We start from the raw sequence: 20,708 nt of genomic DNA, 5'->3' as shown, positions 1-20,708 counted from the left end.
GTGGACGATCAGAACAGCCCTTGGAGGATGGCTTCGCTGTACTGGTCAGCCATCCACTTTTCGCGGGCGGCTCCATCCAACGGGACCGTCTCGGTAGGCTTGGAGAGTTTACGGGCCTTGCGTGTGGCCTCTTGAGCGGCCCATGCCAAGGTATCGACCATATCGTCGTTTTTCCCGTTGGGAAACCCAATCAACTCGTCCTCCAAGCCCTTGGTCCAGTCGGCCTTTTCTGGGAGCCAGAGCCTTCCCGCTTCTACCTTCACTTGCAGGTCGGTGGAGCGGGTGAGCTTGTCGGTGGTGGGTCGGACGGGTCTGATGGTGATTCCCTCGGCCCTCAATTGCTGGATAGCAAAATCTTGAAAGCCAACCTGTTCAACCAAATGGTAAGCTGGCTTGTATGTTTCGTTCACGCTTTTGAAGGTCTGGACAAGTTGGCCAGCGGTGAGCCGGTCCCGCTTCAACCTCGGCACAATCAGGTCACCGTCAGGAGTAATGTCCACGATAGCGAAGACGGACCAGTCAGCGGTCGTTTTGAGGCTGATTGCCAAGTCGGTACTGACAAACCGGAAGCAGTTCTTTTTCTTCACCACCCGCTCGCCGAGGTAGTAGTTGTCGTCGTCTTCGGTGAAGTAGCGAAAATCCTCCCGCTTGAAGTGGCTTCCATCATCAGAAGCAGGATCTTGGTTGTACTGCGCCCTCCATGCTTTCCGCTTTTCCCGCTTCCAAATCTCAATTTCATCTGACGGGATGCGGTTAGAAAGCGGCTGGCCGTTTCTCTGGCGAGGATCAGACCAGCCGATGCTCGTCGTGACGCTCCTCGATTTGTCGAATTCAAACGGCAAAATCAGCTTCGTCCATTCCCCGCAATCGTGTTCAAGGATGTAGCCGGACAAGTCTTCCGGGTGACACCGCTGCTGCACAACGACCCTCGCCGTTTTTCCCGGCTGGTTGTTCACACGACTGCTCAGCACTTCCCGCCAAAACGTCGTGACCTTGTCCCGCTCGGACTTTGAGTTGATGGATGCAACGTCATTCGGATCATCAAAAATAATCACGTCGCCACCGAGGCCCAGCGTCCCGGACTCGATACTGGTCGCTTGCCTGTAGCCCGTCTTGGTGGTGGAAAACTTGAGTTGCGTGTTCTGGTCGGCCTCAAGCTGAAACTTTTCCGAGTAGAACCTCTGGTAGAGTGGGGACTCGACCAGTCGCCGCGACTTCATGCTCAACTCCTTGGCCAAACCAAGGGAGTAGGAGCAGCAAAGCACTTTCAAGGTCGGGTCTTGGAGCCAGAGCCAAACAGGGAAAAACACGCTGCACAAAAGTGATTTTGTGTGTCGCGGAGGGATATTGACCAGCAGCCTTTTGATCTCGAACAGGTGGCTCAAGTGATCGCAAATCGCGTCCACATACCACTCGGAATGACCGCCGTTGAACCTGTTGGAAGGCTCAAGCACTTCCCAAAATTGCATCACAAATCTTTTGAGGGAGCGAGCGCAGCGTTCGCCAGTCAACTCGCTGGCGGTGAACGGGAGTTGGTGAATTGATTTTGGGTTAGGCCGAGGCACTGTTCTCCGGGTTTTCAGAAATCATTTCAGCGTCGAGAATCGGCCCACCAGCGACCGCGTGGTCGTTCATGATCCGCTCCAACCGATCCAAATCGTCGTTGGAAAGTGAAGCCATGTTGATCGAGGTGGTCGTCGATTCCTTGGTCAAATGTTCTTTCGGTTTGCCCCAAAGCCTGTTGAAGAGCAGTTCCGTGGCCTTGAGATCGCCTTCAGAGGCCAATGTGACCAGCCGCCGGGTGATGAGGTTGATGTCTGTCGCGGTCACGGAGCGACTCATTGCCTCGGCCAGTTTCACGGTGTCGAAGCCTCTCGAGGCGATCTCGCTCAACCCCGCGCCGTGCTTGCGGGGACGGCCCTTGATCCTGCCGGTGCTTTGCTTGGCGCGGTGAATGGTGGATTTTGTGACCGAGGAACCGGCTTGGCTCTCGACCCATTTGGCGATCTGGGCGTAGGTCCACTCGGGATGCCTGCGGATTGCGTCGCGGACCAGAGCACTTTTGTTGACGCGGGGCTCTGGTTCAGCGGCTGGTGGAGCGGCTTGGGGTGTGGAGGGCGAGGGAGCGGTGGGCTCAGTTGAAGGAGCTTCAAGAGGCTCGGGCTGCGGGGTTTCGGCTGTCATGCCGGTTAGGTAGGGCATGAAACGAAAAAGCCCGCCACAAGGGCAGGCTGGTTGCTCAGATTATCCCTGCTTCGGGAAAATCAAGTTTTCCACATATCTGGAGGCTTCTTCCAGATATGTGTCCGAATCGTAGTTTTTCTCCAGCGTGCCACGGGGAGCATGTCCCAAATAAACCTCACGCAAACTTTGATAAGGTGTTTTTTTCAAAAGGTCTGCCCCGAAGAAACGGAAGTCTTTGAGCGTGTATTTCTTCGCCTCTCCCCGACCAAAATGATCACGCCATTGAGTCTTGATTCGGTCGTAGTGGGTAGGCTTGGCAGATCCAGAACCTTTCGACGACACATACAGACATTCGCCAGTTTTTGAGGTGAGCACCCATTGAGATTTATTATTCATCTCCTGCTTCAGAAGACGCAGAGTTTCTGACCAGAGTGTATATGTCACCAGAGGAACCTTGTCCGAAGACTCGGTTTTGATCCGCTTACGAGTCAATGTGCCTCGTACCCAGTCAATTTGATCGTGTTTGAGGTAGGCCATGTCGATATTATTCATGGAACAATTCAAAGCCAAAATCGCGTAAAGTTTCAAGCGGTCGGGCAGGGCAGCCAGAAAATCTTGGACTTCTGCAATCACCGGGGAAGGCTTGCTAGTTGGATTGACCTTGAAAATGAACAGATTAGACCGGAGGTTTTTCAATGGAGTGATTGCCCCTTGCTCTGTCAGGTAACTGACAAACGATTTGAAAAACATCCATTTCTTCTTTTTTGTCGCGGGGGCCAGTGATTGAAAATCAATGGCTTGAAAAACCTGCTGGAACTTAGCCTCGCTCAAAACATCGACTGACATCTCTTCATGAAGAACAATCGTTTTGCCCATATGAAGTTCGCGGAATTCTCTCATGTATCCGGCGATGTTGACCATTGAGGAAGCTTTGGCTCGACGGTGGACCAACCCATACCAATCATTCAGGTGAGTGCCGATTCGCTTCGATTGCTCGACCTCCGCCGTTCGGCGAAAACGATCAGCCCACAAATCACTTGCCCCAAAGACCGCGTCCAGCGTGGTCGGGTCAAGATCTTCAGGCAGCTTGACCCCAAGCTGTTGAAGAAGCTGAAGCCGCTTGACCGTGATGGGGTCGATGGCAGGGAGGTCGATTTCCCCCGATTCAATTTCGGCTTCGGCCTCTTTCAAGGCCGCTTCGTAGGTGGATGATTCTGGAAGCCCTTCCTGCTGGGCGAATTTCCGCTTGGCTTTCAGTGACCGAAGCACATCTTCGGTCTCAGGAGGCAGCGGCCTTGTTGATGGCTGAGTGTCGATTTCAGCCCGCTTTGCAAGCCACCAAGTATTCGCGGCTTGGTAGCTGCCGAGTTCACTCCATTCTGATTCGGGAAGTCCGAGCTCGGCGCAGGTCACCGAGTATTCGTGGCCCTTGTAGGTCTTACGCCATCGGGCATGGCGGTTGATGAACTGTCCGTTCATCAAAAATTTGCGTGGCATGATATTCTAACCCCTGTTTGCGGCCAAATTTTGCGGCCAAATCTGGGGTCATTTTAGGGGAAAATTTGGCCGCAGACATGCGAAATCACCGGGAAAATCGATATCTCACAGCCTTCCCAAGGCTGTGAGACGAGTTCGACTCTCGTATCCCGCTTCTCATTTTCACCTGTAAATTGCGACAAACTCTGAATGGTTTGGGGTGAGCGAAAAGTTACTTTCTCATTGCCATAAGCTCATTTCACACACATCAAAACGCCCTCGTCCTGCAATCCCGTAATCCATTGTTCCAAATCATCCCATATCATTGGATCGGCGTGATCGCCAGCCAAGCAGTCTCACTGTCTTGAACTCGGAAAAGAACAGCCATGAAACTTTTGCCAATATCATTCTTGCTTCTGATGCTCTGCGATTCGATTGTATTGGCTCAGTGGCAACAACAGTCCATCAAGACGGACGCAGATTTCCGCGGGCTTTGCGTGGCAAGTCCGGATGTCGTTTGGGTCAGCGGCACGAAGGGAACGTATGGTCGAACCACGGACAGCGGCAAAAACTGGTCAGTCGGAACGGTGCCCGACGCGGACAAACTCGACTTTCGCGATGTCGAGGCATTTGGGGGATCAACGGCCTGTCTGCTCGCGGCCGGCGAAGGTGACAAGTCCCGGATTTACAAAACGACCAACGGAGGCAAAACTTGGGCGGTGCGATTTAAAAACTCCGACCCGGCGGCTTTTTATGATGCGATGGCTTTTTGGGATCAGAAGAACGGCATTGCCCTTGGGGATCCGGTGAAGGGTCGCTTTCAGTTGATCTTCACTGATGATGCCAGGGAGACTTGGAAACTCCTTCCAGAGAAGAGCCTGCCGTTGGCTCTTGAAAAGGAAAGCTGTTTCGCCGCCAGCGGAACCTGCCTCGTCACTGTCGGCAAAAGTGACGTTTGGTTTTGCACCGGCGGAGCCAAGACTACAAGGGTTTTTCACTCCACTGACCGCGGCCGATCTTGGATTTCAGTCGAGACGCCATTGATCGCCGGGGCCGAATCAGCCGGGGCTTTTTCAATCTGCTTTCGGGACCAGAACAACGGAATCATCAGCGGCGGCGACTATCGGAAGCCTAAAGGCACCGGGGCAAACGCGGCGGTCACGAGTGATGGCGGCAAATCGTGGAAACTCGTTGAGAAGTCATTGCCATTTTGTTCTGGCGTCGCATGGTCAAAGGATCGTTGGGTTGCCGTCGGCACGTCAGGCTCACACACTTCTTTGGATGGAGGCGTGACTTGGAAAAGCCTCGACCATGAAAATTACAACACCGTTGGCTTTTCACCGACCGGAGAAGGATGGGCGGCGGGACCGAAAGGCAGAATTGCGAAGTTCGTGAAATAACTGATGAGCCGTTGAAGTTGGTGCGGGCGGGAAGGCTTGTGCTTGGATTGGGGAAATAAACAAGCCGCCGGAGCAACCCGGCGGCTCTTTCGATTCTTCATCAAGCAAGATTAACGGCGCCAGCCATGGAAGCCGCCATAATATCCCCCGCGATATCCGCCATAGCCCCCATAATATCGTGATCCATAGCCAACACCGTAACCCCCATAGTAGGGCCGGTAACCATAACTGGGGTAACCGCTAACTCCAATGGAAATCCCGCCGTAAGCGGGATAGGACGAGTAGGAATAGGCTGGCACGGTGTTGTAGACGGGCGCGTAGCCATAACCATAAGTTGGTTGGGTGACGATGGTGGCTTGGGTATAGACTTGGGCCTTCGAGATCGACGGGCCGGTGACCATGAAAAGCGTGGCCACGGCTGCGGAAACGATCCACTTTCGCATGATAGGCTCCTTAAAAAAATTCTTTGTGCAGACGATTAATAATGTGCAATTAACGAGCCAGTCGAGATATTTCCGACATAAGTTCTCGGAAAACCACCATTACCCAAGGATGAACCGCCAGCATCAGGGCGCAATTCGATTGCACGTTCGCATGCGTGTGATTTTGTGTCCATCCTCGCTCGGCAGGGTCGAAGTAAGATTGATCTGTGTTTTCTTCCGGCCCGCGAGATTTTCACCTGATGTCTTCCTCCAAACCCGTCCCGCCGACTTCACAGCAAGCGGCCGCTTTGGAGGCGGCCGGGTCGGTGGTGCTTTCCTCGGGGGCCGGATGCGGGAAGACGTTTGTTCTCACCCGCCGGTTTTTGGGGTATCTTGCGGATCATTCTGTTGGCGAGATTGTGGCCATCACTTTTACGGAGCGAGCCGCCCGTGACATGCGGGGGCGTATTCGCAGAGCTGTTCGCGAGAAAATGACTGAGGAGCCCACCGCCAAGTGGAACGAGCATCTTCGCGAACTCGAATCAGCGACGATCACCACCATTCACTCGTTTTGCGGCAATCTCGTCCGGCAACATGCCATTGTGCTGGGGATTGACCCCCAGTTCGAGATTTTGGAGGAGATGCTGAGCGTCAATCTGATGGATGACGCCATCCGTAAATCCATGCAGGATTTGGTCATTGCAGATGATTCCGTTGGAGAGGATTGCCGTCGGTTGGTGGTGATTTACGGATGGTCGGAGGTGTTGCGGTGTGTCGCCGGGTTGATTAACCAACGGGATTTTCCCGCCTGGGAAACATGGGTTTCTCGTTCGGCGACGGACATTGCCGCTGAGTGGGGCGAGGTTCATCGAGAGTTGTTGGCTTCATCCGTTCGCGAATTTTTTGCCTCTCATCCCGCTTGGAAACGAGCGGAGGCATTGATCCGGGACACGCCTTGCAAGCATGAAAAGATTCGAGAACGATTTTTGTTGTTGCTGGAAAAATCAGCGGGCATCGGCCACTCTGTCACCGTGGACAACGATATCGCCGTCATTCGTGAATCGGCGATGATTCACCGGGAAAAAGAAAAGGCTTGGGGATCGCCCGAAGTTTATCAGATGATGTTGGAGGCATTGAAAGAGTTCCGAGAGGCTTTGGACGAGGCATTCCGAAAGCTCATATTCAAGCAGGACAACATCCCCAAAATTGCGGAGGTGGCCCAGCGGTTTGTGCGGGCGGCCCTCCGGGTGGGTCGAGATTTTCAAGAGACCAAACGCCGGGCGGGTGTGCTGGATTTCGACGATTTGCTGGCCCTTGCCTTGCGGCTTTTGAGCGAACACCCGGAAATTTTGAAACGGGTGCGTGAACGCTATCGGCGGTTGCTCCTCGACGAAATGCAGGACACCGATCAGGTGCAAATGGATGTCATCCGGTTGCTCACCGGCGACCCGCGAATGGAGAGTCGACTGTTCGCGGTGGGGGATGTGAAGCAATCCATTTATCGGTTTCGCGGGGCCGAGGTGGCTCTGTTCGGCCAGTTGCGGCAGAGCGTTCCTGAATCCAACCGGCTGCCACTCTCGGCAAATTTCCGGTCGCAACCGGCGATTCTTACTTTCGTCAACGCCCTGTTTTCCCCGGTGTTTCCGGATTACGAGCCGCTGACCACCACTTCCAAGCAAATTCACGATGAACCTTGTGTAGAGTTTTGGTGGAGCATTCACGGAGAAGAGGGGGCGAAGGCCGATGAGCTTCGGGAACTGGAAGCCAAAACCGTCGCCAGACGGATTCGCCAGATGTTGCAGGACCAACGGCCGATGGTCAGACAGAAAAAGGATGGCACTCTGCGGCCGATGAAATTGGGGGATGTGGTTCTGCTGTTTCGGTCGATGTCCAACGTGCCGGTGTATGAGTCGGCCCTGCGGGATGAGGGGTTGGATTATTACATCGTCGGCGGGCGGGCCTTCTTCGCTCAGCAGGAGGTCTACGACATCCTGAATTTGCTCAAATCGCTGGAAAACCCGGATGATGCGATCAGCCTGATCGGCGTGTTGCGTTCACCATTGGGCGGATTGAGCGACGAAACCTTGCTGGTTCTCGGGCAGCATTCGGCCGGTCTTTGGGAAGCAATGTTTGCGGCCGAGGCTTTGCAAGAACTCTCGTCGGAACAACGGCAACGGACGCAGCGCATCGCCGGTTGGCTGGCGACTTGGCGAAGCCTGAAGGACCGCGTGCCGATGACCGCTTTGCTTAATCGCGTGATGAGCGATGCGGGATATGATGCCGCCTTGCAATTTGAAACACTCGGGGATCGCAAACTCGCCAACCTCTGGAAACTGATTGAGATGGCGAGGAACTTCGACCGGACAGGATTGTTTCATCTCTCCGATTTCATCCGGCAACTCTCGGCGATGGTCTCGCGGGAACTTCGAGAGGAGCAGGCGGCGACACAACCGGAGAACGCGGATGTGATTCGCCTCATGAGCGTACATCAGTCGAAGGGTCTGGAATTTCCGGTGGTGATTCTGCCGGACATCGCGGCCCGGAAGAATGCCGGATTAAAGGGGAAGGTCCGATGGGATCGCCGTCTGGGGTGCGTAGTGAAGCCGCCGGATGAAAAGCCCCTGCTATTCGGGGAATTTGTTCATCAACTTGCCTCCGTCCGGGAAAACATGGCTGAATTTGAGGAAGAACAACGAGTCTTCTACGTGGCCGCCACACGGGCCGAGGATCTGTTGGTTCTGTCCGGATCATTCGCGGAACCGTTCCCGACGGACACGCCGGACGATCAACCTTTGTCGATCAAGGTGCAAAATCCCTGGATTGAAACGCTCAACGAGCGATTTCATTTGCGAACCGGCGAATGCTTTGACCGGTCGCTCGGTTTGGAGAATTCACCACGAGTGAGTGTCCGGCAAGAGACACTCACGATGGAACCGCCCAAAACCCGGCGGGCAAAACCAGTTGAAGCCCCGTTGATCGATCACCGGTCACCGGCCCGGAATCAACCGCGATATCAGCGGGCGATTTTCGTCGAGGAGGCCATTTCGGATGAATCAACCATTGACCGCGAGCAGATGGTGGAAGTTTTGGCCAACCTGCGAGAACCGGCGACAGCAGCAGAATCGACCGCCCAAAAAGGATTGGTCGGCGTGCCGGATTTGCATCCGGCGCCCTTTGTTTTTCGTCATCAAATGTCATCGCATCAGATTCAAATCCGAGGCATCACCGATGGGATGATTGGGGAAACTGTGTTGGTGATTGACCGATTGGAACGCGGATTGATTCGCCTCGGCATGGCCGCCAAGGCGATGGAAAATGCCACTTATGGAAAGGGAATTGGCCCGCTTTGTTTGTTGAATCTCGAAACCGGTGCTCTTGAGCCGGTCACAACAGCCAACGCGAAGTCGGCCGCCGGGAAATGGCTCAAGTCTCTTTCACTCGAAATCAACACGGATGCGGAATAGCTCCCCGGCGGCGAAATCCAGTTGCACGGCATCCCCGGTGACTGTCAGGCCGGTGGAGGCATTGTCGTCCCCGTCCAGCATGGTGGCCGACACCGGATCGCGGACGCAACGGAGCAGGGCGGAGCCGCCGTGAACGCCGCTGGTTTCCATGAAGGTGGCCACGAACGCTCGCTTCCCGTCCGAAGCCGGGCGCATCCCGAGCATTAACACATTCGGGCTGTCCAGTTGGAAGAGCCAGCCGGACGGGCCGATGTGCGGCGGCCCCTTGGTCGTGGGAATCACCGTCAGCGGGGAGACATAGCCGAGGGCCGTTTGCATCGGGTATTCCCGGTCAATCCCGATGCCAAGATCAAAGACAGAGGTTTCCTCGCACTCCGGTTGCAGGATCACGTCGAGCATCCGCGTCCCCTGACGTTGATGAAACGGCAAGCCCCCGGTGAAGATGGTTGTGCCGGAGCGACCGAGCCGGATGTCCACGAAATCGGGGGACATCGGCCGGGTGTGATCCGTTCGCATCGACGCTCCGTTGACGCCGCGCAGAAGAGCGGAACGCTCGTCACGCCATGCGAATCTCGCCCCATAGTAGGAATGCCAAGGATAACCCGTCGGCTTGTGGCTGGATTTGATTTCGATTCGCAAGTCCAGCAGCGGTCGCGTTAACCAGGCCCGTGCGCGCAGCGAGAACGTCGCCAGTTCTTGGTTTTGTTCGTTGAAAATCACCCCCCGGCTGACGATTTCTCCCATCGCCGCCCCGTTGTGGGTGACTTCGATGCCGCGACATTCCGTGCGACTACCGGGGTTGTAAATCAGTTGCATCGCCAACCGGGGCATTTGCATCTTGGAGTCGCGGAGGTTCTTCAAGCCGCCGGTCACCTGGTCGAGTTCGGCCTCGAAAAACTCATTCCGCACCGTAAAACCATCGGCCATCCGAATACGTTGTTTCGGGGCCGCCGAATTGCCGGACGATGGAATCCATGCGAACCCGAGCGGGGGAACTTCCACTACGCAGCGGGTTTTGTCCGCATCCAGTTGGATGGCCTTCAATGGGTCGGCGACCGGCACGTTTCCGTTGGTGCGATCCAATTCCAAGGCCACGCGCCGGGTGAACAAGCAGGGATTAAGCAGGAGATAACCCGGCTGGTTCGCCGCCGCCCGGCTTTGCAACCGGGCCGCCAGCTGGCCCGCCCAATATCGCTCGGCATCGGCAATCGCCGGGAATTCTTCCCCGATGATGCCATCCACACCCGTGTTTTCCCGGTTCGTTTCAATTGACTTCAAGGTTTCGCAACGACTGGCCTGCTCGTCTGCGAAGGGGGTTCCGCTCATCACCCGGTTGATGGCCGCGAAGATCAGCCCGGTGTCGATCTGGCGACGGTCACGGATTTGCCGTGCGAATCCGCTCACCACGTCGGCCCGCCGGGCGTTCACCCGTTGTTCCAAATAATCGGTGAAGAAGTCATCAGGATTGGAAACGCCGACATATTCCCCGGCCAAAGCGTCGCTGAAATAGCGGGAGAACGTCGTCCATTCGCCCAGCGCCGGGCCGAGTTTGCAGAGGGCCAGCCAGTCGCCGTGGAAGGGTTGGGCCGGGGAACCATCATGAATCAGGGAGAGCGTTGGGGCGCTGTCTTGTGAAATGGATTGGTGTAGCGTGTAGACAAGGTTGAAGAACGTCTCGGCCTTTGCCGCCGACGCGGGCACGCGGGTGAAGGCATCGACCGATTTGCCATCCGGGGAGGTCCAATTGACGATTGTTGAACGGTAGTTGGGAGTGATGGCCCCGTCGAAGGGTGTCAGCATCGCCCGGCGGTATCCGGTTAGTTGCACGAACGCGGGTGTTTGCGGATGCCCGGCCGATTGGCGTCGGGCCAGCACTTCCACATTGGTGTTCAGCAGACCCTTTGTGCGTTCACGCCCGTGCCGCATGTTCCACAGTTGAGATTCGACTGGCAAAATGGCGTCTTCTCGCTCCCGATAGATGCCTCCGATGATTTCCAAAACGGGGGGCTGAACGGCCTCGTCCAGTTTGGCTTTGATGTCGGCCAGCAAGGCGGGTTGCTCGTTGGCCAACCGCTCCACGGTCCGGCCGGTCATCATGATGTTGAGCGGATTTCCCTGGGTGAACCCGGTCGGGGGAAGATGATCGAGGTTAAATTCCCGAAGATCCCAAATATCCAGCAAATGGATGTTCACGGAATACAGAATTTCACGGGCCGACAGCAGTTTCGTCGTCGCGTTTTTCAGATGGCCATCGATGGTCTCGGCTCCGGCGCCATCAAGAATTGCTTGAATGCCCTGTTGGATGTCGCTCCAGAATCCGCTGACATCAAGGAGTTTTTCATGATCCATCGCCTCGAACAGCGAATCGATCATGATGTAACCGAAGGCCAACCCGAAGAACGGCCGCACTTGGTCGTCGGGCAAGTCCAGGAGGCGGGCGAATTCTGGCTTGTCGAAATGCGACTTTCCCTCCTCAGTCGTGGCGGCTTCGCACAGGAGTTCCTTGAAGGAACCCAAGGTTGCTTCGCGAGTCGTGTGGGCCGGCATTTTGATGGCCCCGACATTCCGCACCCGGTCGCTCCAGTCGTCCGGCAGAAACTGCGGAGGCGAATCAGGCAGCACATAAATCCGGCCGGGTTGCGGTTGCTCATGCTCATAGGCCGAATCTACCTTCGGCGGCGCATCCGTCCCCCAGATGAACGCGGGGTGCCAGAGGGCGATGATCGCGTTGAGCCACGCGGCCATCTCGTCTTCGTTCAAATAAACCTGGTGATGGGTGGGCAGCCGATAGGGGGAGAGCAAAAACCGCAAGGGGACACCATCTCGTTGGCGGGACTCTGGGACAAGGCTCCGATGAGAATATGATAGAAGCCAATCAGGGCTTGTCGGGAGGCGGAGGGTGGCGAAGAAAAGTATCGTTACGAGCGGTTTGGTGTTCAAGTTGGAAAAAGCCCTCTCCAAAAACCGGATGAAGGAAGCCGTTGACACCGTGTTCAAACTGGCTGAACTCACACCGGCTGAAATGCCATCGGAAACCTTGCGTGGTCACTTTTTCAAGGTTTTGGAAGCGGTCCAGAATCAGGAACTGAAACCGCTTGTCCGGCAATTGCTCCAAAAAATCGCGGCTGACATCGGCCTGACCCCCGAGCAAAATCGTAAACTCGGCGAAGGCTGGTTGAAGATTGGCGAAGAACAGAAAGCATTTGAACTCGCCCAACGGGTGAACGATGCCGATTTGTTGAAAACCATTCAACTCCGGGCGACCGACCGGGCGGTGATCGATCCCAAATCATCCTCAGCGAGCCTGTTGAACCCCGCGCAACTTGCGGAAATAGCGGCTCTCCGCGAGGCGTTCGCCGCCCATGAAGCCGGAAACGCGGAGCTTGCCCGCGAAAAGCTGAACGCCATCGGCATGGCTTCGCCGCTCATGGAATGGAAGCTGATGCTGCGGGGGTTGATCGCCTGGGCGGCTAAGGAAGACACGAAAGTCGCCGAAAACTGGAGCCGCCTCAAGCCGGATCGGCTGCCCGCCAAACTGGTCGCCCCGTTGCGGTCGTTTGTCGAGCCGGTTGTCTCCACCCAGCTCTCGGGAATCGAACTGGCCAGCCAGGAAAAGCAAACGGCGATTCTACTCGGGCCGTTGATGGGCAATCTTGCCAAGATTCGCACGCTTGTGGGGCAGGAAAGAAATCGGGAGCCGCTGTTTCGGGCAGCAAAGGAGATTACCGGAGAGTTGCGGATGCTCTCCAAGCGGGCGTTGAACACGCTTGGATCAGTGGTTTATTGGTCCATCTATTTGCACGGGCAGCCGCCGGAATTGGGCTTGTATGAACAGGCGTTTGGCAAACCAGAACTGGATCCGAAGTTTCATCGGCTGCGCGGGTTGGTGGCCGAGCGTTTGCACGAACTCGACATGGCCCATGAAGAATGGAGCGAATATGAACGCTGGATTTTGCGAAATCCCCAATTTTTCCCGGTGACTCACATCAACCGCATCCGGGGAACCCTGCAATTGCGGATCGCCCGGCTGGCCATCGACTTGAAAACACTCCCGGAATTTCCGGACGATTTGTTTAGCATGTTTGGCCGGGGCGTTCCCCCGAAGCCAAAGGGAGCCCCCTCCCCGGAACCGGCGTTGCGGTCGGCAATGGAGTTGATGCCAGATGACAAGGAACCTGTGCTGGAATTGTTCGACTTCTTGATGGAGAACGAACGCGAGGCGGATGCGAAGGCAATTGTCGATCTCTTGGAGAAAAAATTCGGCGAAGACATGGAAGCTCTTCGGCGGTTGGAAGCTTATTATCTGGACAGTGGAGATTTTGAGAAATCCATCGCCTGCCTGCGGAAAAGCATCGCCTTGAACCCGTTGGACAAACGGCTTCGGATGCGCGGGGCCATCATGGGGCTGACCCTTGCCAGAAGTTGTGCGAGCAAGGGAGACTACGACCAAGCCCGCCGTTGTCTGGATGAGGTTCGGCCGAACAATGATGATAGTGTTGAAATATTCAATCCTTCGATTCTTGCTCTGCGCGGCGTGATGGCGGCCAAGGAGAAAAACAAAGAGGTTTGGGAAGCCATCAAGACCGATCTGACCAAGGAACAGAATCGTGTGCCGGGGGTGTATTTGTTGCTGGCCGAAGGCAACCGGGTAAAGCTCCCCAAGAAGGAACTCGATGGTTTTCTCGCGGAATTCAAGGCAATCTTGGCCAAGCCGCCGTCCATGAGAGAATTTGAACTCCTCATCAAATCGATCTCTCAGTATCAACTTGACCCCGTGCCTTATCGTGGTCTGGCCAGTCATGAAAAACTGCTTCAAGCGGCCGTGATCGCGGCGACCGCCAACAAGCCGACGGAGTCTGATCTTCAAATTTTCGGGATCATCGTGCTTGGCGCCCGATGGGCCAAAACGTTGAAGGAAATCGCCCGCATTGGCACTCGCCAATATCCGAAGAATGCGTACTTTTGGTTTTTCCAAGCCGAGGCGATTCAGGGGCCGAAGAACCCGCCCGTCATCAATCGACAGGCACAAATGCCATATGTCCGTGCTCACGATTTGATGGAGGAAAAGTCCTCCATTGATTACACCCTCCTTCGGAAGTTTTGGGAGAAGCGGTTGGCCGAGACGCCCGACTTGCAGGCGTTGATGGATGAGCAGGTCGGCGGCGGGTACTACAAGTTTTTCTAAGCCTTCCGAACGAGGGAAACAACGATGACCGGTCCATACGACATCTTGGGCGTAAAGTTCGAGGACACGGACGAAATCATTCGTTCTCGCTACTTGGAATTGGTTCGCCAGTTTCCGCCGGAACATCACGCGGAAAAATTCAACGCGATCCGGGCGGCCTACGACATGGTCAAGACGCTGCAGAACCGCATCGACCATCGGCTGTTTTCGGAGGGGAGAACCGACACCGTGGATGATGTGATGAAGGAGGTGTTTTCCCGCCTCCCCCGGCAAAGATACTCGCTGGCCAAACTGGCCGAGGCTCATCAGAAAGCGAACCAATGAATCCCGATCAGTTGGAAAACGCCCTTGACGATTTTCGGAAGTGGTTCGCGGAATGGAACGATCTGGAGGAAACCGACTTTCCCGAGCCGACGGTCGATTTCGCCGCCTTGGTCAGCGGGTTTGCGGCCATGCGTCATGAGGTAAACCTGCAAACAAAGTCCGCCCGTGCGGCCCTCGAACAATCAGCGGAGATGCTGAAACTCCTTCAAGAAAAGCCCGCTCCCACTCCGGTCAAAGATGATTCGGCCAGCGAAACGGCACGTCCGTTTATCAAAGTGATTGTTGACGTTTACGATCAACTGTCTCTGGCAAGCCAAGGTGTTGAAAAACGTCGTGATTCATCGGCTTCGACGCCTTCAGCCCCAGCCCCCGTCGAACGTTCCGGATTATGGGGCAAGCTCTTTGGGGCAAAGTCGGTCCCTGAATCGGCCATGCCTTCCGCCAACGGGGAAGACCCGATCAAAGCCACACTGGATGCGTTGATGACGGGCTACAAAATGAGCATGTCACGCATTGATCGCTTGTTGACGCAACACGGTTTGGAAATCATCCCGGCGCTTGATCAGCCATTCGATCCGGAGGTGATGGAAGCCATCGAAGTTGACGCGAAAAGCGATAAACCTTCGGGAACGGTCGTCGCAGAAATTCGTCGCGGGTATCGTTGGAACGGCAAAATCTTCCGTTTTGCACAGGTCAAAGTGGCCCGCTGAACAAGCTTCTTGAGAAAGAGTTCGCCATGTCGGACGTCATCATCGGCATCGATCTTGGAACCACCAACAGCGAAGTGGCGGTTGTTCAGAACGGCATCCCCGTCGTCTTGACGGGCGAGGATGGCGATCCGATTTTGCCGTCCGTGGTCGGCCTGTCCGATCAGGGAAAACTTTTGGTCGGCAAACCGGCCCGCAACCAATATCCGCTTTTTCCCGAACGGACGATCAAATCCATCAAACGGTTGATGGGCAAGGATGAGAAAATCAAACTCGGCGACCGGGAATATCGGCCGCCGGAAATCTCCGCGATGATTCTCAAGGCGTTAAAGGAACGCGCGGAGAAAGCCCTCGGTCACTCAGTGAACAAGGCGGTCATCACCGTCCCGGCTTACTTTAACGACACGCAACGACAGGCTACCATTGAGGCGGGCAGTCTCGCCGGACTGGAAGTCAAGCGCATCCTCAACGAGCCGACGGCCGCCGCCCTCGTTTATGATCCGCAACAAACCGCCGGTCTGCATGTTCTCGTCTATGATTTGGGTGGCGGCACGTTTGACGTGTCCATCGTCCATTGGGAACAAGGCATCGTCGAAGTGCTGGCCAGCCACGGGGATACCCAACTTGGCGGTGATGATTTCGACGAACTCTTGCTGAACCATGTGGCCGGTCAGTTCATGACCGAACATCAAATCGACCTGCGTACAGATCGTTCCACTCGCGCCCGGCTTCTGAGGGCGTGTGAAAACGCCAAGAAGCAACTGTCTGATTTTGCCTTCACGAAAGTGGAGGAAGAATTCATTGCCGAAAAAGACGGCGTGCCGTTGCACCTGTCGATGGAAGTGAGCCGGGGTGATTTTGAGAAACTCATTCAGCCGTTGATTGATCGCACGATGGATTCCGTGCAAAAGGCACTGAACGACTCCAAACTTTCGGCCAGCCAAATTGACCGGGTCGTTCTGGTCGGCGGTAGCACCCGCACACCGGTGATTGGGATCATTCTCGAAAATCTGCTTGGTCGCCCTCCTCGCCGGGATATCAACCCGGATCTCTGTGTGGCAATGGGGGCGGCGGTCCAGGCGGCCATGATCGCCGGTTCCACGGTTGGGGCCGTGCTGGTGGACATCACCCCGCATTCGCTGGGCATCAAGACACTTGATCCAAGTTCTTCGATGTACGGTGAACGCTTGATCTTCACGCCGATTGTTCGTCGCGGCACGCCCTTGCCGGTTTCCCGCAGTGAAGTCTTCCGCACGGTGACCGATCATCAGCCCCGCGTGGAAATCGATGTCTATCAGGGGGAGAGCGAAAACCTCCGGCAGAATCACCGTGTCGGCATGTTCTTGATCGAAGGACTTGGGAAATTCCCGGCCGGCAACCAGATTGTCGTGCAACTGGATCTTACGCTTGACGGCGTGTTAAAGGTGTCGGCCCGTGAAAAAGCCACCGGTCTTTCAAAGCAAATCGTGATCGACAATGCCTTGGAGACGATGGACAGCGAGGAACGGGCCGAATCAGCCAACCAACTCGACGAGCTCTGGCGTGATCGATTTCAGGACGATCTTGGGGAAGACAGCGACGAAATCGGCGATGAGAGCGATGATGATGAAGGATTGGAATACGAGCCAAACGAGGCCGCCCGGCCGATGCCGATGATGGATGTCGGACCCCGCGAAGGCCAGCGGGAGGCCGTGCAAGCTCGCGCGTTGTTGGAGAAAGCCGACCGTCTCCGGACCAAGGCCACCTCGGAAGATCAGGCCGAACTTGACCGGCTGATGCAAAATGTCCGGGTATCGATGGAAGACCGCAACTGGCCGAAACTTGAACAGGCTTCCAACGCCCTGGCGGACGTACTTTTTTATCTGGAAGACGCCTGACACGAACAGGGATTGTGCGATTCGTCGGCTCTTTGGTACACTTCCCCATCACCCGGAATGGAATCCAAGGGGGTGGCCGATGCTGGCCTTGTTAAACCGACACATCGCCCAGCCATTCTTCTCATGGAAGGCGGGCAATCACCTTCCACGCCGATTGCGGATTCTTGAACAACGACAGTTTGATACCCCCAAAGTGATCGCCGCCCGGCAGCTAGAATCGCTTCGGGAAATGCTCTTTCACGCTTGGGAAACCGTTCCTTTCTATCGCAATCGCTGGCAGGCGGCGGGCGTGCATCCGGAGGATGTGCGGCAACTTGAAGACTTGGGCCAATTCCCCATTCTCACCAAGCAGGATCTCCGGGCTCATGCCGCCGAGATTCGGTCATTCGCCTATGCCGACCAAGAGGTATTTCGCAAAACCACTTCAGGTTCCACCGGCGTGCCGTTGACCATCGCCGTTGACCGTGAAGCGATGGATTGGAAACGAGCCTGCACCTTGCGGTCGGATCAATGGTCCGGCTGGCGGCGAGGCACACGGGTCGCCCGGCTTTGGGGTCATGCGGCAGCGGATCGTGGCTCTTGGAAAGCCCGGCTGCGGCGAGCGATTCTCGACCGCGAAAGCTACCTCAACACACTGGACATGACAGCCGAACGGATGAAGGAATTCGCCGAGACGTTGATTCATCGGCCACCCGGTTTGATTTTCGGACATGCCCATTCGCTGTATCTGTTTTCCGTTTTCGTTCGCAAGCATTTTCTTGGCCGGATTCATCCGGATGGGGTGATCTCCACCGCCATGCTGCTGCACAACTGGCAACGGACGGCCATTGAGGAAGCTTTCGGCACACCCGTCACGAATCGTTATGGCTGCGAAGAACTCAGCCTCATCGCCAGCGAATGCGGCGAACACGACGGGTTGCACTTAAACGCCGATTCCGTGTTCGCCGAGGTGATTCCCGATGCGACACTCTCGACGGAACCCGGTGGTGGCCGGTTGGTGATGACCGATTTGCTCAACCGGGCGATGCCGCTGATCCGTTACCAAATTGGGGATGTGGCCGTGCCAAAATCAGGAAATTGCGCCTGCGGCCGCGGGTTGCCGATGTTGAAAAGCGTGACTGGCCGGGAGGCCGATTATGTGCTGGCTCCCGATGGCCGGCTGATCTCCGGCATTTCCCTGACGGATCATTATGCGACAGAAATTCGCGGAGCCACGCAAGTGCAATTGGTTCAGGAGTCGCGGTCGGGTATTCGCCTGCGCATTGTCCCCGATGAACGGTTTGATGTCTCCTCCCGCGAACGGGTAGCCATTCTTTCACGGGAATTCTTCGGCCCCGAGATGCGGGCCGACATCGAATTGGTGGACCGCATTCCGCAAGAACCGAGCGGCAAATATCGCTTCTGTATATCCCCGGTGGCCGTCGAACATATTCGGGCGATGGGCCAATGATGCCTTCCGTGAGCGTCGTCATCGCGGCGAAGAATTACGGCCGATATCTGCCGTCGGCCCTCGATTCCGCGCTGGCCCAAACTCGCTTGCCGGATGAGATCATCGTGATCGACGACGGGTCCACGGATAACACTTTATTGATGATTCGTCCCTACCTGTCAAATCCCCGCGTGAAATATGTTCCTTTGAACGGTCTCGGCGTATGCCGGGCAAGAAATTTGGGGATCGAACTTTCAAAGGGAGAGTTGATCGCGTTTTTGGATGCCGATGACTTGTGGGAACCGACCAAGCTTGAGCGGCAATTGCCATTGTTCGCCGATCCCGGTGTGGGCGTGGTTTATGCTCGACGAACGTTGATTGATCCCAATGGAAAGCCGCTTTCCAGCCAGCGTTCCGATTTGCATCGCGGCGAATTGTTCAACGTGTTTCTCCGCACCAATCCGGTTTGTTTCTCTTCGGCCGTCGTTCGCCGAAATGTCTTCGATCATGTCGGGTTGTTTGATCCGTCGTTGTCTTTGGCCGTCGATTATGATCTCTGGTTGCGAATCGCCCCGTACCACCGCTTTGATTATGTTGACGAGCCGATGGTGAGTTACCGCACCGGCCACGGCAACCTATCCAGCCGCATGGCGGAGCGAACGGAGACGGTCTTTCACCTGTTGCGCCGGGTTTTGAGTCGCCGTGATTTGCCAGTGATGCCGGACCCGGAATCTGTTGCCGAAGCTTGGGGTTCGACGTGCCGAAGCATGGGTTATGCGACAAAAAAGCGAAGCCGGATGGAGGCCGCAAAATGGTATTTGAAGGCCGCCACGCACGACGGCCATTGGCTCCGATCTTTCAAGTCGGCCGCCGGTGCGTTGCTCAAGCGATAATGTCCCGAATCACCTCGCCGCGCGACACAGGCATTGGCCGGTTTAGCCGGTCGCGGATTTCCGATTCCGGGTTGATTCCCATCATGTGAAACAGCGTCGCGGAAATGTCTTCCGGCCGCGCCTGGCCCATCGTGGGATATGCCCCGATTTTGTCGGAGGCCCCGTAAATAAACCCGCCTTTGACGCCGCCGCCGGCCATCACCAGCGAATAGCATTGCGGCCAATGATCCCGCCCGGCTAGCTTGTTGATCCGGGGCGTTCGCCCAAACTCTCCCATCCACAGCACCAGAGTGTCTTTCAACAATCCCCGTTCGTCGAGATCGGAAATCAATGTCGGAAGCGTCTGATTGGTGATCGGCAACAAGTGATTTTTGAGGATCGGGTCTTGCGGGTGATTGTCGAATCCGTGGACATCCCAGCCCCCTTTGTCGCCACCAATGATTTCTGAAAAATAGACATTGATGAACTTCGCGCCGACTTCCACCAACCGGCGGGCGAGCAGGCAACTTTGGCCGTAAGTCGTCCGGCCGTATCGGTCACGGGTTTCGCGGGTTTCCTTCGAGAGATCGAACGCTTTCTTGAAATCGGGCGACGTGAGCATGTTCACAGCCTTGTGGTACGATTCTCCCAATCCTCTGGCGACGATTGATTGATCCATCCGGTCGGCCTGCTCGTCGATGATCCTCAGCACTTCCGTGCGGTGTTCCATCCGATCCGGGCTGACGGATGCCGGGAGTGACAATTCCGGCAGGCGAAAATCCGCCTTGTTCGGGTCTTGCGCGAAGAAGAACGGGTTGTGTCCCTTGCCCAGAAAACTGGCGTGCTGGCCCGGAGAAATCGAACCATCGCGGATCACATGCGGGAAGCTGACGAATGTTGGAATTGCACGCGAGGCCGGGGCGAATTTGTCCACGATGGAACCATATGCTGGGAAAAGATCCAGCGAATCGCGCAGGCGTTGATCGTCGCTCGGCGGGGCCATTCCCGTCAGGCTGTAATAAGCGGCCGAGTTGTGATTTTTCATCGTGTGCTGGGCGCACCGGATCACCGTGAGATGCTTCGCCACCTCTGCCACTCGGGGAAGCATCTCGCACACTTGCAGTCCCGGCACGTTCGTCTGAATCGGCTTAAAACTGCCACGCACCTCGGCCGGGGCGTTCGGCTTCATGTCGAAGGTTTCGTGCTGTCCCGGTCCGCCGAATTGGTGAAGGAAGATCACGGATTTGGCGCAGGCCTTCGGGTGGCTCGACGCCGCCAACAATTCCGGCAGTGAAAGCCCGAGCAAACCGGCCCCGCCGACCCGAATGGCCGCTCGCCGATCCAATTGAAATCCGCTCATCTGATTCC

The 20,708-nt window shown here is 56.1% G+C and carries 14 protein-coding genes; 8 read left to right on the top strand and 6 right to left on the bottom strand.

Annotated features, from left to right (window positions below):
- Window positions 1–8: 8 nt before the first annotated feature.
- The 3 genes from terL to BGIM_RS0108170 form a co-directional block, all read right to left on the bottom strand.
- Window positions 9–1,469 carry a phage terminase large subunit gene (gene terL / locus BGIM_RS0108180; RefSeq protein WP_020469302.1) on the bottom strand — a complete coding sequence of 487 codons (1,461 nt, stop codon included), beginning with the start codon at window positions 1,467–1,469 and terminating at the stop codon, window positions 9–11.
- A gap of 82 nt (window positions 1,470–1,551) precedes the next feature.
- A complete protein-coding gene (locus BGIM_RS0108175) occupies window positions 1,552–2,202 on the bottom strand; it encodes a hypothetical protein (protein ID WP_157368670.1) in 651 nt (216 codons plus the stop codon).
- Window positions 2,203–2,244: 42 nt separating this feature from the next.
- Entirely contained in the window at window positions 2,245–3,681 is a 1,437-nt protein-coding gene (locus tag BGIM_RS0108170) for a site-specific integrase (RefSeq protein ID WP_020469300.1), read from the bottom strand.
- 365 nt (window positions 3,682–4,046) lie between these two features.
- Between BGIM_RS0108170 and BGIM_RS0108165 the strand changes: the two genes are divergently transcribed.
- Window positions 4,047–5,060, top strand: coding sequence for a WD40/YVTN/BNR-like repeat-containing protein (locus BGIM_RS0108165; RefSeq protein ID WP_020469299.1), 1,014 nt, complete (start codon window positions 4,047–4,049; stop codon window positions 5,058–5,060).
- A 110-nt stretch (window positions 5,061–5,170) separates the two neighbouring features.
- Here BGIM_RS0108165 and BGIM_RS49300 read toward each other — a convergent pair whose 3' ends face one another.
- On the bottom strand, window positions 5,171–5,503 hold the full coding sequence (locus BGIM_RS49300; protein WP_020469298.1) for a hypothetical protein: 333 nt from the start codon (window positions 5,501–5,503) through the stop codon (window positions 5,171–5,173).
- A gap of 239 nt (window positions 5,504–5,742) precedes the next feature.
- On the opposite strand from BGIM_RS49300, the gene BGIM_RS0108155 reads away from it, so the two are divergent.
- Window positions 5,743–8,946 carry a UvrD-helicase domain-containing protein gene (locus BGIM_RS0108155; RefSeq protein ID WP_020469297.1) on the top strand — a complete coding sequence of 1,068 codons (3,204 nt, stop codon included), beginning with the start codon at window positions 5,743–5,745 and terminating at the stop codon, window positions 8,944–8,946.
- On the opposite strand, the gene BGIM_RS0108150 is transcribed toward BGIM_RS0108155, so the two are convergent.
- Window positions 8,917–11,757 (bottom strand): hypothetical protein, encoded by a 2,841-nt coding sequence (locus tag BGIM_RS0108150; protein WP_020469296.1) that lies wholly within the window; start codon window positions 11,755–11,757, stop codon window positions 8,917–8,919. The genes BGIM_RS0108155 and BGIM_RS0108150 overlap by 30 nt on opposite strands.
- Before the next feature lie 88 nt (window positions 11,758–11,845).
- Between BGIM_RS0108150 and BGIM_RS0108145 the strand changes: the two genes are divergently transcribed.
- The 6 genes from BGIM_RS0108145 to BGIM_RS49285 all read left to right on the top strand — a co-directional run bounded on the left by BGIM_RS0108145 (window position 11,846) and on the right by BGIM_RS49285 (window position 19,361).
- Window positions 11,846–14,131, top strand: coding sequence for a tetratricopeptide repeat protein (locus BGIM_RS0108145; RefSeq protein WP_020469295.1), 2,286 nt, complete (start codon window positions 11,846–11,848; stop codon window positions 14,129–14,131).
- Between the two features lie 24 nt (window positions 14,132–14,155).
- A complete protein-coding gene (locus BGIM_RS57135) occupies window positions 14,156–14,455 on the top strand; it encodes a J domain-containing protein (RefSeq protein ID WP_020469294.1) in 300 nt (99 codons plus the stop codon).
- A complete protein-coding gene (locus BGIM_RS57130) occupies window positions 14,452–15,165 on the top strand; it encodes a nucleotide exchange factor GrpE (RefSeq protein ID WP_020469293.1) in 714 nt (237 codons plus the stop codon). The genes BGIM_RS57135 and BGIM_RS57130 overlap by 4 nt, the downstream gene beginning before the upstream one ends.
- Window positions 15,166–15,191: 26 nt before the next feature.
- The gene (locus BGIM_RS0108130; RefSeq protein WP_020469292.1) at window positions 15,192–17,039 is read left to right on the top strand and encodes an Hsp70 family protein; all 1,848 of its coding nucleotides are present in this window, start codon (window positions 15,192–15,194) and stop codon (window positions 17,037–17,039) included.
- A gap of 79 nt (window positions 17,040–17,118) precedes the next feature.
- Window positions 17,119–18,489 carry a phenylacetate--CoA ligase family protein gene (locus BGIM_RS0108125; protein ID WP_020469291.1) on the top strand — a complete coding sequence of 457 codons (1,371 nt, stop codon included), beginning with the start codon at window positions 17,119–17,121 and terminating at the stop codon, window positions 18,487–18,489.
- On the top strand, window positions 18,486–19,361 hold the full coding sequence (locus BGIM_RS49285) for a glycosyltransferase family 2 protein (RefSeq protein ID WP_020469290.1): 876 nt from the start codon (window positions 18,486–18,488) through the stop codon (window positions 19,359–19,361). Before BGIM_RS0108125 ends, BGIM_RS49285 begins: the two co-directional genes overlap by 4 nt.
- Here BGIM_RS49285 and BGIM_RS0108115 read toward each other — a convergent pair.
- Entirely contained in the window at window positions 19,351–20,700 is a 1,350-nt protein-coding gene (locus tag BGIM_RS0108115) for a DUF1501 domain-containing protein (protein WP_020469289.1), read from the bottom strand. The two genes, BGIM_RS49285 and BGIM_RS0108115, sit on opposite strands and share 11 nt — an antisense overlap.
- Window positions 20,701–20,708 lie beyond the last annotated feature (8 nt).

Origin of the sequence: Zavarzinella formosa DSM 19928, assembly GCF_000255705.1 — a bacterium.
Lineage (GTDB): Bacteria > Planctomycetota > Planctomycetia > Gemmatales > Gemmataceae > Zavarzinella > Zavarzinella formosa.
The sequence above is the reverse complement of the archived record's forward strand: the minus strand, read 5'-3'. Positions and strand labels throughout refer to the sequence as shown.